The sequence below is a fragment of the Pseudomonas urethralis genome (assembly GCF_021602465.1).
In the GTDB taxonomy this organism is placed as follows: Bacteria; Pseudomonadota; Gammaproteobacteria; order Pseudomonadales; family Pseudomonadaceae; genus Aquipseudomonas; species Aquipseudomonas vlassakiae.
Map to the genome: position 1 here is coordinate 1 of NZ_BQIJ01000030.1, position 12,988 is coordinate 12,988.

Here is a 12,988-nt window from a genome sequence, read left to right on the forward strand (position 1 = left end):
AAACCCCAACAAAATCAACCCCTTGAACCCGGCACAACTCCTGCAACAGGCCTCCCATAGCCCAGTCCCCCGCAGGAGCGCCCTTGAACATTCCCATTCTCCCCCTGATCCCGCTCTGCACTGCACTGGCCTTGCTCGGCTGCGAAAAAGGCGAGCAGCACAGCGCGCACGGCACCACGCCGCAACCGGGCGGCACCCTGGTCTACGCCACCGACCGCGAACCCACCTGCCTCGACCCGCATGTGGCCGGCGACATGCCTCAGGTGTTCGTCGCCCAGCAGTACCTCGACTCGCTGGTGTCGATGGACAGCCAAGGCCAGATCGGCCCTTGGCTGGCGACAAGCTGGGAAGTCTCCCCGGATGGCCTGCGCTACACCTTCCACCTGCGCCGCGACGTGCATTTCACCGACGGCACCCCCTTCAATGCCGAAGCGGTCAAGGCCAACCTCGACCACATGGCCAACCCCAAGACCCAGTCCAGCACCGCCGGTGGCTATATCCGCCAGTACCGCGGCACCCAGGTGCTCGACGCCTACACCGCCGAGGTCACCCTGGCGACGCCTTACGCGGCCTTCCTCGAAGTGCTGGCCCAGGGCTTCCTCGGCATCCAGTCGCCCACCGCGCTGCTGCGCAGCCGCGACCAGAACTGCGAAAGCCCGGTTGGCAGCGGGCCGTTCAAGGTGGTGCGCTGGGACCGGCAGAACCAGGTGGAGCTGGTGCGCAACCCGGACTACAACTGGGCACCGCCGACGGCGCAGCATCAAGGCCCGGCGTACCTGGAGCGCATTGTCTGGAAGTTCATCCAGGAACCGTCGGTGCGCTTCGCATCCCTGCAGGCCGGTGAGGTCGACGTGATCGAAGCGCTGCCGCCAGAGTCGCACGAAGCGGCTCGGCGCAACCCGGACGTGGACCTGATCATTGCCCAGCGACCGGGCAACCCCACCAATGGCACCTTCAACCTGCGCCGTGCGCCCTTCGACGACATCCGCGTGCGCGAGGCCTTCGTGCGCAGCGCCGATGTCGAGGGTGCGCTCAAGAGCGTGTATTTCGGCGAGTTCCCCCGCGCTGGTGGCCCGTTGAGCATCGCCACGCCGTTCTACAGCGGCGACTTCGAACACAGCCAGGACTACGATCCGGCCCGTGCCGCCAGGCTGCTCGATGAAGCCGGCTGGGCCGCACGCGACAGCGAGGGCTACCGCACGAAGAACGGCCAGCGCCTGCGCGCCGTGGTGCTGATCGGCGCCCGTACGCCACCTTCGGAACTGACCTTGTGGGAGCAGGTCCAGGCTACCACCCGACAAGCTGGCCTGGAGCTGGTGCTCGACCAGATGAGCGACGCTCAGGTCACGGCTCGCCAGGCGGCCTGGGACTACGACATCCGCGTCGGCTACTGGAACACCAACACCCCCGATGTGCTGCGCATCATCTTCACCACCGCGTTCGTGCAGCCGGCCGGCGTCGGCGGCTATCACCAGAACTCCTCGGGTTACGCCGACCCCGGCTATGACGCCCTGCTCGACAGTGCCCTGGCCACCCAGGACCCCGTGCTGCGCCGCCAGCGCTATCAGCAGGCGCAACAACAGGCCGCCGCGCAGTACCTGCAACTCACCACCTACCCGCAAAGCACACGCCTGGGTATCTACAAGACCGCCCACGGCGTGCGCCTGGAGCCTTCCTTGGCAGTGACCTACCTGTATGACGCATGGGTGAGCAAATGACTACGACGACACGTGCAGTGACCAACCCGCGCCGCGAGCGCCTGGCCGCCCTGGGCCGGCGCGCTGCCATCCGCCTGGGCGGCGGCGCGCTGGTGCTGTGGGCGGTGGCCACCCTGACGTTCTTTGCCCTGCGCCTGATGCCGGGCGACCCGGTGCTGGCGATTCTCGGCGGCCCCAGCGCCAACCCGACGCCCGAAGCGATCGAGGCCGCCCGCGTCGAGTTCGGCCTCGACCAGCCGCTGGCCGTGCAGTACCTGCTTTACCTGGGGCGGTTGTTGCAAGGTGACCTCGGCGTGTCGTACTCGCAGCACTTGCCGGTCACCCGCGTGCTGGCCGAGCAGGGCGGGGCGACACTGGAACTGACCATCGCGGCGTTGGCGCTGGCCTGGCTGCTGGTCCTGCTGCTGACGGTGGTCACTGCCGGGCGGGGCAGGCTGGTGGGCGGTATCGCCTCGCTGGCCGAAACCCTCAGCGCAGCCTTGCCGCACTTCTGGCTCGGCGTGGTGCTGTTGGCGGTGTTCGCCTTCGGCTTGCGCTGGTTCCCGCCCGCAGGCAGCGACAGCTTCGCCAGCCTGGTGCTGCCGGCGTTCTCGCTGGCGATTCCGTTGGCCGGTTTCATTGCCCAAGTCACCCGCGAATCCCTTGAACTGACCCTCGAACAACCCTTCGTGCTCACGGCCCGCACTCGGGGCCTCAGCGACCTGGCCGTGCGTTTCCGTCACGCCTTGCGCCATGCCTTGCTGCCAGGCGTTTCGCTGTCGGGCTGGGCCATCGGCGCGCTGATCAGCGGTGCGGTGGTGTGCGAGGTGATTTTTTCGCGCAAAGGCATCGGCCGTCAGCTGTACCAGGCGGTGCAGGCCCAGGACATGCCCTTGGTGATCGGCGTCAGCCTGGTAGTAGCGGCTGGCTATGTACTGGCGAACATTCTGGTCGACCTGCTGTACCAGTGGATCGACCCACGGCAACAGGAGGCCGCAGCATGACAGACCTGACCCTTGACCGTGCGCTTGCGCCATTGCGCCGGCGACGCCAGCTGCAGCTGCCGCCGTTGGGTGCCAGCCTGGCGCTGCTGTTCCTGTTCGCACTGGTGCTGGCGGCGCTGCTGCCGGGGCTGTTCACCGCTATCGACCCACTGGCCATCGTCCCGCGTGAGGCTTTTCAGCCACCCAGCTGGACACACTGGCTGGGCACCGACCAGTCGGGACGCGACATCTTTGCGCGGATCATTCACGGTGCGCGGCAAAGCCTGTTGATTGGCGTGGCGGCCACGGCCATCTCCATGGCCATCGCCATTGCCCTCGGTTTGCTCGGAGGCCTTGGTGGTGCCCGTGTCGACCGTGCGGTGGGCTGGATGCTGGAAGTGCTGTTCGCCTTCCCCAGCCTGGTCCTGGCGCTGCTGTTCGTGGCGGTGTTCGGCAGCGGCGTCGGCCCGCTGATTGTCGCGACCGGGCTGGGCGGTGCGCCGGGGTATGCGCGCATGGTCCGTGGCCAGGTGCTGGCGGTGCGCAATGCCGGCTACATCGAGGCGGCGCGGGCGTTGGGGCATCCGACGTCGCGCATCGTGCTGCGTCAACTGCTGCCCAACGCCATGCGGCCGCTGGTGGTGACGCTGACCATGGGTGTCGGCCAGGCCATCGTCTGGGCCTCGGCGCTGAGCTTCCTTGGCTTGGGTGCCCGGCCTCCGGCGCCGGAGTGGGGCACCATGTTGTCCATGGGGCGTGACTTCATCGCCAACGCCTGGTGGCTGACCTTCTTCCCCGGCCTGTTCATCGTCCTCACCACCTTGGCCACGACTGTGACTGGCCGCTACATCCAACAACGTCTGGAGGGCCGCCTGCCATGAGCGACAAGACCTTGATCGTCGAAGGCCTGAACGTGGCTTTCGAGGGCCGCAGTGTGGTGCGCGACCTGTCCTTTACCTTGGCGCCGGGCCGGTGCGTGGCGCTGGTGGGCGAGTCGGGATCGGGCAAGAGCGTCAGCGCCCGCAGCCTGGTTGGCCTGGCGGGCGCCAAGGCCCAGGTCAGCGCCCGGCAACTGAGTTTTGCCGGGCATGACCTGCTCGACCTGAGCGAACGCCAGTGGCGTGCGGTACGTGGCAAGGACATCGGCTTCGTGCTGCAAGATGCCTTGGTGTCACTCGACCCACTGCGCCCGGTGGGCAAGGAAATCCTTGAGGTGCTGCAGACACACCAGTATGGCGACCGCCAATCGCGTGCGGCGCGTGTGCATGAGCTGCTCGAGCGGGTTGGCGTGCCGGACGTCGAGTTGCGCGCTCGGCAGCGCCCCGGACAGCTGTCCGGTGGCCTCCGCCAGCGTGCGCTGATTGCCAGTGCCCTGGCCCTGGACCCTGCGCTGGTGATCGCCGACGAGCCGACCACCGCGCTGGATGCCACGGTGCAGGCGCAGATCCTTGAGGTGTTCCAGCAGATCAAGGCCCGTGGCGCCTCATTACTGATCATCAGCCACGACCTGGCCGTGGTCGCGCAGCTGGCCGACGATGTGGTGGTGCTGCGCCATGGCGAAGTGGTGGAGCAGGGGCCGATGCAGCAGGTACTGCGCCAGCCACGCCACCCCTACACTCAGGCCTTGCTGGCGGCGGTGCCGGCCGAGCATCCGCGTGGGAGCCGGTTGTCGCCGGAGCGCGCGGGTGTGCGCCGCGAGCCACGGGCACATGCGCACCGCGACGTGCTGCTCGAAGGCCGTGGCCTGGGCAAGCGCTACCTCGGCCCGGACGGCCTGTTGCGCCAAGTGGTGCAGGGCGTCGACTTCACCCTGCGCGCCGGGCGCACCTTGGGCATCGTTGGCGAGTCCGGCTCGGGCAAGACCACCGTGGCACGCATCGCCCTTGGCCTGTTGCAGCCCGACCAGGGCGAGGTGCTGTATCGCGGCCAGCCGTGGAACCGCCCGGCCGATGGCGTGCGCGAAGCGCTGCGCCGGCCATTGCGCCGCGACATCAGCGTGATTTATCAGGACCCGCTGGGTTCGTTCGACCCGCGCTGGAGCGTCGCACAGATTCTCGATGACGCCTTGCAGGTGGCCGGTATCGAAGCGGCGGCCCGGCCGGCGCGGATCGCCGTGCTGCTCGACCAGGTGCGTTTGCCGGCGGACCTCGCCCGACGCCGGCCATTGCAGCTGTCCGGTGGCCAGCGTCAGCGGGTGGCGATTGCCAGAGCCATTGCCAGCGAACCGAAGGTGATCCTCTGTGACGAGCCGGTTTCGGCGCTCGATGTTTCAGTGCAGGCCCAGGTGCTCGACCTGCTGGCGGATCTGCAGGACGAGCTGGGCCTGGCCTACCTGTTCATTTCCCACGACCTGGGGGTGATCCGCCATGTCAGTGACGACGTGTTGGTGATGCGCCATGGCCAGGTGGTGGAGCAGGCGCCGGTCGAAGTGCTGTTCGAGCGCCCGGCCCATGCGTACACCCAACGGTTGCTCGGCGCAGTGCCGCGCCTGCCCGGTAGCGGCGCCGATCTGGTAGTGCCGCCACTGGACCTCGAACACGAGGCCTTCGATCTGTTCGACGAAACCCGACTCTGGAAAATCGCCATCTAAAGGACTGAACCATGACCACTTTCCAACGTTTCCCAACCCAGGCTCCGGCGACCAATGTTGCGCAGCTGAAGGCGCGCATCCTTGCCCTGTTGCCCGGCATCGGCGCAGGCGCCGCAGAGCGCGAACGCGAGCGCCAGCTGCCTCATGAAGCCATCGCCCAGCTCGCGGCAGCCGGGCTCTACACCGTGCGGATCCCGACCCGGTACGGCGGCCCCGGTGGCAGTGTCAGCGATGTCATCGAACTGCTGCTGCAGATCGCCTCGGTCGACTCCAATGTCGCCCAGGCCCTGCGGCCGGGCTTTGCCTTTGTCGAAGGCCTGCTGGCCGCCCAGGGCGAGGGGGCCGAGCAGGAGCGCGAGCGCTGGTTTGCCCGTTACCTGCAAGGCGCCGTGATCGGCAATGCCGGCTGGGAACTGGGCGGCGCCAATGGCTCCATTGCGGCACGCCTGGTCCGCGAGGGCGATCACTGGCGTGCCAACGGCAGCAAGTTCTACAGCACCGGCGCATTGTTCGCCGACTACGTCAGTGCGGTGGCGCTGGATGAAGACGAACAACCGGTGTCGTTCATCCTGCCGCGTGACCGCGAGGGCCTGGAGCTGGTCGATGATTTCGATGCCATGGGCCAGCGCCTGACCGCCAGCGGTACCACGCACTTGCGCAATGTGCGGGTCGAGGCCAGCGAGATTCGCACGCGCACTGTCGAGGAGGGCAAGCGCACCGTGGTCACGCCGTTTCTGCAGTTGTTTCTCGGCACCGTGCTGGCCGGCATCGCCCGCAACGCGCTGGATGACGCCACGCGCTTCGCCCGCGAGCATGCCCGGCCAATCAAGCACAGCACGGCCAGCCGTTCGGTGGATGACCCCTACGTGGAACTGTCGGTCGGCGATATTGCCGCCCGCGCCTACGGCGCCGAGGCACTGGTACTCAAGGCCGCAGGGACGATCGACAGGGCCTGGGCCGCGCAGATGGACGAAGCGGCCGTGGAGCAGGCCGCCATCGAGGTGGCGCAAACCCAGTACCTGGTCGCCGAGCTGGCGCTCAAGGCGGCGCAAACCCTGTTCGATGTCGGGGGGGCCTCCACCACCGGCCCCCAGCACAACCTTGACCGGCACTGGCGCAACGCACGTACCGTGGCCAACCACAACCCGCGCCAGTGGAAGGCCGCGGTGGTCGGTGCCTGGCAGCTCAAAGGTACCCGACCACCTGTGTCGGGGCTGTTTTGACCGCCCAGCCGGCCTTGCTGGCCGGCCATCTGCAAAGCCCCAAGGTGCCGGTGATCATTGGCGCTGCGCTGTTCATGGAACTGCTCGACAGCACGGCGGTGATGACTGCCTTGCCGCAGATGGCCGCCGACTTCGGTGAACCCGGGCTGCGCATGAACCTGGTGGTCTCGCTGTACATGCTCGCCCTGGCCCTGTGCGTGCCGGTCAGCGGCTGGGCTGCCGAACGCTTTCGCCCACGCCAGGTGATGTTGCTGGCGATGGGCTTGTTCACCGCCGCCTCGCTGGCCTGCGCCCTGGCCGAGACGCTCTGGCAGCTGTGCCTGGGGCGCATGCTGCAGGGGGCGGCGGGGGCGTTGATGACCCCAGTGGGGCAGGTGATCATCCTGCGCTGGTCTAGCCGCGAACAGTTGCTGCAAGCCATGTCCTGGCTGGCCTTGCCGGCCTTGGTGGGGCCCTTGATCGGGCCACTGCTCGGCGGGTTGCTGGTGACGCTGCTGTCGTGGCACTGGATCTTCCTGGTCAACCTGCCGATCTGCCTGGTCGGCTGCTGGCTGGTCCTGCGTCATGTGCCGGACTATCCGGCACGGCCGGTCCCTGCGCTGGATGGGCGCGGCCTGCTGCTCAGTGGTGGCGCCTTGGCCATGCTGGTGTTTGGCCTGGAGTCGCTCGGGCTGGGGCAATTGCCATGGGCCTGGGCGCTGGTGCTGGTTGCCGGTGGCGTTGCCTGTGCCTTGGGTTACCTGCTGCACGCTCGGCGGCACCCCAGCCCGCTGGTCGATCTGTCGCTGTTGCGCCTGCGCAGTTTTGGCGTGGCCCAGGCCGGTGGCGGGCTGTTTCGCCTCGGTTCGGCGGCGCAACCATTCCTGATCGTGCTGCTGTTGCAGAACTGCCTGGGCATGAGCCCGCTTGCCGCCGGATGGCTGGTGGTCAGCGGTGGGGTGGGGGCGCTGTTGATGAAGCTGCTGGCTGTGCCGTTGGTGCGGCGCTACGGCTATCGACAGGTGCTCAGTTGCAACGCCGCGCTCAGCGCTGCGGGAATTGCCCTGTGTGCCAGCTTCGATGGCGACACCGCGGTCTGGTTGATGGCGGTGGTGTTGTTCGCGGCGGGACTGGTGCGCTCACTGCAGTTCTCGACCTTGGGGGCTGCCAGCTATCAGGATGTGCCCGGGGAACGCTCGGCGGCGGCCAGCTCGCTGTCGGCGATGTCGGTGCAACTGACCATGGCCATGTCGGTGAGCCTGGCCGGGGTGATGCTGGGGCTGTTGGCCGGGCTGGACGGGCGCAGTGAAACGTCGGTGGCCGACATTGCTACGGTGATGCTGCTGTGTGCTGGAGTGTGTGGGGCGTCCGGGTTGGTGTTCCGGCGTCTGGCGAGTTGATTGTTGTGTTGCCTGCACTGGCCTCTTGGCGGGTAAACCCGCGAAGCGGCCAGTCCAGGCTATGCAAACCTTAGATCGACAAGCGCACCACCCGGTTATCCAGCACCTGCGGCTGCTGTGCCCGACGCTTGTTCACCACCAGTTCGCCAATGGCAATCAACCGCGTGCGCGTGACGTTGCGCGACAACCCGAGCAACTGGGCGGTGTGCACCTGGTTGTAATGGCAGAAGTGGTAGGCCGAACGCAGCAGGGCATTCTCGACCTTCTCGTACAAATCGCCAGGCTGTTCTTCATACAACCGGCTGAACGCCTGCAGCAGCAGATCGTCCACGCCAGGGTTGACCGGTTCTTCTTCCTGGCGCTCCAGGCGCAGGTTGGACAGCCGCAAGTCCTGCGCCTGCACCACGCCGTCGCCGCAGGTCAGCAGGCTGTGGTGGATGACGTTCTCCAGCTCGCGGATATTGCCTGGCCAGCTGTACTCGACCAGCTTGGCCTGGGCTTTGGGGCTCAGCTCCACCGGCCCGTAGCCCAGCCGCTCGCTGTAGCTGCGGATGAAGTGCCGGGCCAGTGGCAGGATGTCCCCCGGGCGGTCGCGCAGCGGGTGCAATTGCAGGGTCACCACGTTCAGCCGGTAGTACAGGTCTTCGCGGAAATGCCCGGCGTTGATCGCCTTCTCCAGTTGCACGTTGGTCGCCGCCAGCACCCGCACATTGATCGGGATGCTCTTGCGCGAGCCCAGGCGCACCACTTCACGCTCCTGCAACACGCGCAGCAGCTTGACCTGGATCGGCAACGGCAGGTCACCGATCTCGTCGAGGAACAGCGTGCCGCCGTTGGCCTCTTCGAACCAGCCGGCCTTGGCTGCCAGGGCGCCGGTAAAGGCGCCTTTTTCATGGCCGAACAGCTCGGCTTCGACCAGCGACTCGGAGAATGCGCCGCAGTTCACCGCGATGAACGGGCCGTTGCGCCGGCCGCTGAGGTTGTGGATATGACGTGCGACCAGCTCCTTGCCCGTGCCGGTTTCGCCAATGATCAGGACGCTGGCCTCGCTGGGGGCGACCTGTTGCAGGTGGGCGAGCAGCGCCTGCGACCTGGGGTCTTCGAAGACCTGTGCGGTCGCCCTGATCGAGGTAGCCAGTGTCGGTGACGGGGGGAGGGTCAGCAGTTGCATGAGCGATCCTTAGGAATAGAAGGATGGGGCGGGGCGCTTGCCGACGAGGGCCCACTCGCCGAGCTCGTGGATGCGGTAGTCCACCGGGTCGTGCAGGGTTTGCGTCCTCAGATTGCGCCAGTGGCGGTCGAAACGCAGCGAGGCGTGGGTGGCGCGCGCGCCGGTCACCTCGAACAGGCGGTTGCAGATGTCCAGGCCGTGGCGCGTGGCCGCGACCTTGGCAGTGCCGATGGCCAGTGCCAGGTCGCCGCGTTCTTCGGCGCTCAGCGCCTGCTCCTTGGCCCAGGCGCTATCGAGCTGGCGGGCGGCGCGGGCGATCAGCAGGCGCACGCTCTCAAGGCCCACCCAGAACTCGCCGTAGTGATGCAGCACGTACGGGTCTTCGGCGCTGCTGGCTGCAGTGGAGCGGAACCACGGCCGGCTCTCCTTGAGGCTGTACTGGCGCGCCTCGTCGAAGGCGCCTTCGGCGATGCCGAGGAACAGGTTGGCAAAATGCAGCTGGGCGATCAGTGGACGCAGGGCGGCGAACGGCGTGCTCAACGGCCCGGGGTCGAGCAGCAGCTCGGCGTGTTCGACGCGCACCCGTTCGAAGGTGGCGCTGCCGCTGTCGGTCTGGCGCTGGCCGATGTTGTTCCAGTCGTTGTGCAGGGTGATGCCGGTGCGCCCACTGGGGATCGCGGCAATCAGCAGCTTGCCGCCGGCACGTTCGTCCACCGCCGAGGCGATCAGCATTTCCGAGTCGCTGGCGCCGGAGCAGAAGCTCTTCTTGCCGGAGAACTCGCACCAGCCGTCGAGGTGCCTGACCACGGTGCGGGTGTCCAGCGGGTTGAGGGCGTTGCCCCAGAACCAGTGCTTGCGTGCGGTCTGCTCGAACCAGGGTTGCCACTGCTCCGGGCGCGAGAACAGGCGCACGGTGGCCAGCATCAAGTGGTGAAAGCCGAACACATGGGCAAGCGAGCTGTCGACCCGGGCGAACTCGCGCACCACCTCGAAGGTGTCATGCCAGCTCGCGCCCTGGCCGCCGAAGGACTGTGGAATGACCAGCGACAGTAACCCGCTGCTGCGCAGGGCATCGCGTTCGGCCTTGGGCGTGCCACCGCGTTCGTCGCGCTCCACTGCGGTCTGGGCGAACTGCAAGGCCAGGTCGCGCGCCACCGCCAGTGCTGGACGGGCCGCATTCAAAGGTGCATTCATGGCGGCTCCTCAGGCGCTTTCACGCAGCGCGTGATGGGCCCCGAACAGCGGCACGGCGCGCTCGGCGGCCAGGCGGATGCGCGCCCCAAGGGCCTCGCTGGAAACCTTGTAGTCGGCAAGCTCGGCCTGGCTGGCATACACGCCGATCGGCAGGGTCAGGGCCTGCAGGAAGCTGAACAGCGGGCGCAGCTGGTGGTCGAGGACCAACGCGTGGCGTTCGCTGCCACCGGTGGCAGCAAGCAGCACGGGCGTGTCGACCAGGGCGTCCTGGCCGATCAGGTCGAACAGGTGCTTGAAGTGGCCGGGGAAGCTGCCGCGGTAGACCGGCGCGGCAACCACCAGCAGGTCGGCCTTTTCCACCAGGCGCAGCTGTTGCTCCACGGTGTCGGGCAGTTCGCTGCGCCACAGGGCGGCACCCAGCGGCCGGGCGATGTCACCCAGTTCGATCAGGTGTGGCTTGATGTGCAGGTGCTGGCTGAGTTCGGCGAGGATCGCCTCGGTCAGGGCCAAGGTACGAGAGGGGCGGGTGGTACCGCCAGACAGGGCGACGACGTTCAGTGGGGTGCTCATGGGCAGGTCTCCGGTTCTGGTTGAGCGGGGGACTTTGCTTGAGCAATCGTCGTGCCGGGTTATTAATGCTTCGTAGATCAACGGGTTGCGAAACTTGAGGCGTTACCGCTGTTGCTTTGTGGGCGTTGTGTGTTGATCGGGTGTTGCGCTGCAGACAGTTGGCCGGGTGTTGGCGGCTGTACAGTTGGGAACGTTATAGCGGAATTGAATTTTGTTAAAAAAGAATAAGAATTTATATTCTTATGCAATTTAATAGATGGGTAGTCGCGCAGATGGCGGTTTCCGGTTACTTGCCGCCGCGACCATAGGCCTGGCTGATCCGGTCGATGACCATCGCCAGCGCGACGATGGCCAACCCGGCTTCGACGCCTTGGCCGACATTGAGCGTCTGGATGCCTGCCAACACATCCTCGCCAAGCCCCCGGGCACCGATCATCGAGGCCACCACTACCATCGACAAGGCCATCATCACCGACTGGTTGAGCCCGGCCATGATGCTCGGCAACGCCAGCGGCAGGGCAATGCGCCGCAGCCGCTGCCAGCGGCCGGCACCGAGGCCGTGGGCGGCCTGCAGCAGGGTAGGGTCGATCTGGCTCAGGCCCAGCTCGGTCAGCCGCACCAGCGGTGGCAAGGCATAGATCAAGGTGGCGAACACCGCTGGCACCTTGCCCAGGCCAAACAGCATCAGCACCGGGATCAAGTAGACGAAGGCCGGTAGCGTCTGCATCACGTCCAGCACCGGCAGCAGCAGGCGCCGGGCCAATGGACGGGTGGCCAGCAAAATGCCCAGGGGCACGCCAATCAGTAGGCACAGGCCGGTACTCACCAGCACCAATGCCAAGGTCTGCAGCAGCTTGTCCCACAGCCCGAGCATGCCGATGAACGCCAACAGTGCGACCAGCACTACGCTGCGCAGCAGGCTGCGACTGGCGTGCCAGGCGAGCAGGCCGACCAGCAACAGCAGCAGCCACCAGGGCATCAGGCGCAGCAGGTTCTCCAGGCCGACCAGCAGCTGCAGCAATTGGTCGGAGACACTGCGCAGGTGGTCGCCATAGTGCAGCACCAGCCAGTCGACCCAGCGGTTGATGGTGTCGGCGAAAGACAGTTGCAAGGCTTCGGGAAAGCCAGCACTCACAGGCTCGCCTCGACCTTGGTGGCCACCTCAGCGGGCAGCCAGGCCTTCCACACCTGCGGGTTGGCGCGCAGGAACGCCTTGGCGGCATCGGCTGCTGGCTGGCGCTTTTCGTTCATCTCGGCCAGGGCCTTGTTGAGGACGTCGATGGGCAGGTCGACCTTTTCGAACGCCGCTACCAGGTCCGGGTAGCCGTCGCGAAATGCCTTGGACACACCGATCGACAGCTTCGCCGGCAACGACTGGCTGCCTTTCGGGTTCGGGTTCTTCGCATCGGTCAGGGTGGCCCAGGCGCTCGCGTCGAACGGTGGTTCCTGCAGGCGCACCAGGTCGTAGCGCCCAATCAGCGCGGTGGGGCTCCAGTAATAGAACAGCACCGGCTGGCCGCGGCGGATGGCCGAGCTGATTTCGGCGTCCAGCGCTGCGCCTGAGCCACTGCGGAAGTTGTTGTACAGGCCATCCAGGCCATAGGCCTTGAGCTTCTGACTGTTGACGGTCTCGGAAGTCCAGCCACTGGGGCTGTTGAGGAAACGGCCTTTGTCTGGCATCTCGGGGTCGCGGAATACCTGCGGGTAGCGCTTGAGGTCGTCGACGCTGCGCAGGTCCGGGGCCAGGGGCTTGAGGTTGCGGGCCGGGTCACCCTTGATCACGTAGGCCGGTACCCACCAGCCTTCCTCGGCATTTTTCACCGTGTCGCCCAGGGCGAACACCTGGCCGGCCTGTTCGGCCTTGACCCAGGCGGGGCTGCGCCCGGCCCATTCCTCGGCGATCACCTGCAGGTCGTTGCGCGCCAGTGCCACTTCCATGCTCACCGAGCTGCCGGGGAGGGTGTCGGTAGGGTAGCCGTAACCGTGTTCGACGATGTGACGGAGGATTTCCGTGGTCAGGGCGCCGCTTTCCCAGCCGATGGCACCGAAGTGGATGGGGTTGGCTTGCTCTGCCGATGCGGCACTGTCGGTGCTGGCCAGGCCGATGGCGAGCAGCAGGCTCGCCAGCAGCGTTGGAAATTTCTTCATCGGGGCCTCGTCGTTACCGTGCCTTGGGTGGAG

Annotated in this window: 11 protein-coding genes; 6 read left to right on the forward strand and 5 right to left on the reverse strand. The window is 66.8% G+C overall.

Translation table 11 applies throughout. The features are described 5' to 3' along the window. Positions 1-83: 83 nt before the first annotated feature. From L6D64_RS27185 to L6D64_RS27210, 6 genes are read left to right on the forward strand one after another with little or no spacing between them, the layout of a single operon-like run. A complete protein-coding gene (locus tag L6D64_RS27185) occupies positions 84-1,718 on the forward strand; it encodes an ABC transporter substrate-binding protein (protein WP_373874262.1) in 1,635 nt (544 codons plus the stop codon). Further along, on the forward strand, positions 1,715-2,701 hold the full coding sequence (locus tag L6D64_RS27190; RefSeq protein WP_176509926.1) for an ABC transporter permease: 987 nt from the start codon (positions 1,715-1,717) through the stop codon (positions 2,699-2,701). The genes L6D64_RS27185 and L6D64_RS27190 overlap by 4 nt, the downstream gene beginning before the upstream one ends. Further along, the gene (locus L6D64_RS27195; protein ID WP_176509925.1) at positions 2,698-3,561 is read left to right on the forward strand and encodes an ABC transporter permease; all 864 of its coding nucleotides are present in this window, start codon (positions 2,698-2,700) and stop codon (positions 3,559-3,561) included. The genes L6D64_RS27190 and L6D64_RS27195 overlap by 4 nt, the downstream gene beginning before the upstream one ends. After that, complete coding sequence (locus tag L6D64_RS27200) at positions 3,558-5,270, forward strand: dipeptide ABC transporter ATP-binding protein (RefSeq protein ID WP_176509924.1); 1,713 nt, start codon at positions 3,558-3,560, stop codon at positions 5,268-5,270. Before L6D64_RS27195 ends, L6D64_RS27200 begins: the two co-directional genes overlap by 4 nt. Positions 5,271-5,281: 11 nt before the next feature. Further along, positions 5,282-6,493: an acyl-CoA dehydrogenase family protein gene (locus L6D64_RS27205; RefSeq protein WP_176509923.1), complete on the forward strand. Its 1,212-nt coding sequence runs from the start codon at positions 5,282-5,284 to the stop codon at positions 6,491-6,493. Continuing rightward, positions 6,490-7,872, forward strand: a complete 1,383-nt coding sequence (locus L6D64_RS27210) for an MFS transporter (protein ID WP_176509922.1) — start codon at positions 6,490-6,492, stop codon at positions 7,870-7,872. The genes L6D64_RS27205 and L6D64_RS27210 overlap by 4 nt, the downstream gene beginning before the upstream one ends. Before the next feature lie 70 nt (positions 7,873-7,942). Here L6D64_RS27210 and sfnR read toward each other — a convergent pair whose 3' ends face one another. The 5 genes from sfnR to L6D64_RS27235 form a co-directional block, all read right to left on the reverse strand. Further along, complete coding sequence (gene sfnR / locus L6D64_RS27215) at positions 7,943-9,043, reverse strand: sigma54-dependent transcriptional activator SfnR (protein WP_176509921.1); 1,101 nt, start codon at positions 9,041-9,043, stop codon at positions 7,943-7,945. A gap of 9 nt (positions 9,044-9,052) precedes the next feature. Further along, positions 9,053-10,237, reverse strand: a complete 1,185-nt coding sequence (locus L6D64_RS27220; protein ID WP_176509920.1) for an acyl-CoA dehydrogenase family protein — start codon at positions 10,235-10,237, stop codon at positions 9,053-9,055. Positions 10,238-10,246: 9 nt separating this feature from the next. Then, complete coding sequence (msuE, locus tag L6D64_RS27225) at positions 10,247-10,807, reverse strand: FMN reductase (protein ID WP_054887001.1); 561 nt, start codon at positions 10,805-10,807, stop codon at positions 10,247-10,249. A gap of 286 nt (positions 10,808-11,093) precedes the next feature. Next, positions 11,094-11,942 (reverse strand): ABC transporter permease, encoded by an 849-nt coding sequence (locus L6D64_RS27230; RefSeq protein ID WP_176509919.1) that lies wholly within the window; start codon positions 11,940-11,942, stop codon positions 11,094-11,096. Continuing rightward, a complete protein-coding gene (locus tag L6D64_RS27235) occupies positions 11,939-12,955 on the reverse strand; it encodes an ABC transporter substrate-binding protein (RefSeq protein WP_176509918.1) in 1,017 nt (338 codons plus the stop codon). The genes L6D64_RS27230 and L6D64_RS27235 overlap by 4 nt, the downstream gene beginning before the upstream one ends. Between the last annotated feature and the right edge of the window lie 33 nt (positions 12,956-12,988).

Excerpts from the sequence above, each read along its gene's own strand:
- L6D64_RS27205 (WP_176509923.1), top strand. The coding sequence starts at position 5,282 with ATGACCACTTTCCAACGTTTCCCAACCCAGGCTCCGGCGACCAATGTT.
- L6D64_RS27235 (WP_176509918.1), bottom strand. The coding sequence starts at position 12,955 with ATGAAGAAATTTCCAACGCTGCTGGCGAGCCTGCTGCTCGCCATCGGC.
- L6D64_RS27220 (WP_176509920.1), bottom strand. The coding sequence starts at position 10,237 with ATGAATGCACCTTTGAATGCGGCCCGTCCAGCACTGGCGGTGGCGCGC.
- msuE (WP_054887001.1), bottom strand. The coding sequence starts at position 10,807 with ATGAGCACCCCACTGAACGTCGTCGCCCTGTCTGGCGGTACCACCCGC.
- L6D64_RS27200 (WP_176509924.1), top strand. The coding sequence starts at position 3,558 with ATGAGCGACAAGACCTTGATCGTCGAAGGCCTGAACGTGGCTTTCGAG.
- L6D64_RS27190 (WP_176509926.1), top strand. The coding sequence starts at position 1,715 with ATGACTACGACGACACGTGCAGTGACCAACCCGCGCCGCGAGCGCCTG.
- sfnR (WP_176509921.1), bottom strand. The coding sequence starts at position 9,043 with ATGCAACTGCTGACCCTCCCCCCGTCACCGACACTGGCTACCTCGATC.
- L6D64_RS27195 (WP_176509925.1), top strand. The coding sequence starts at position 2,698 with ATGACAGACCTGACCCTTGACCGTGCGCTTGCGCCATTGCGCCGGCGA.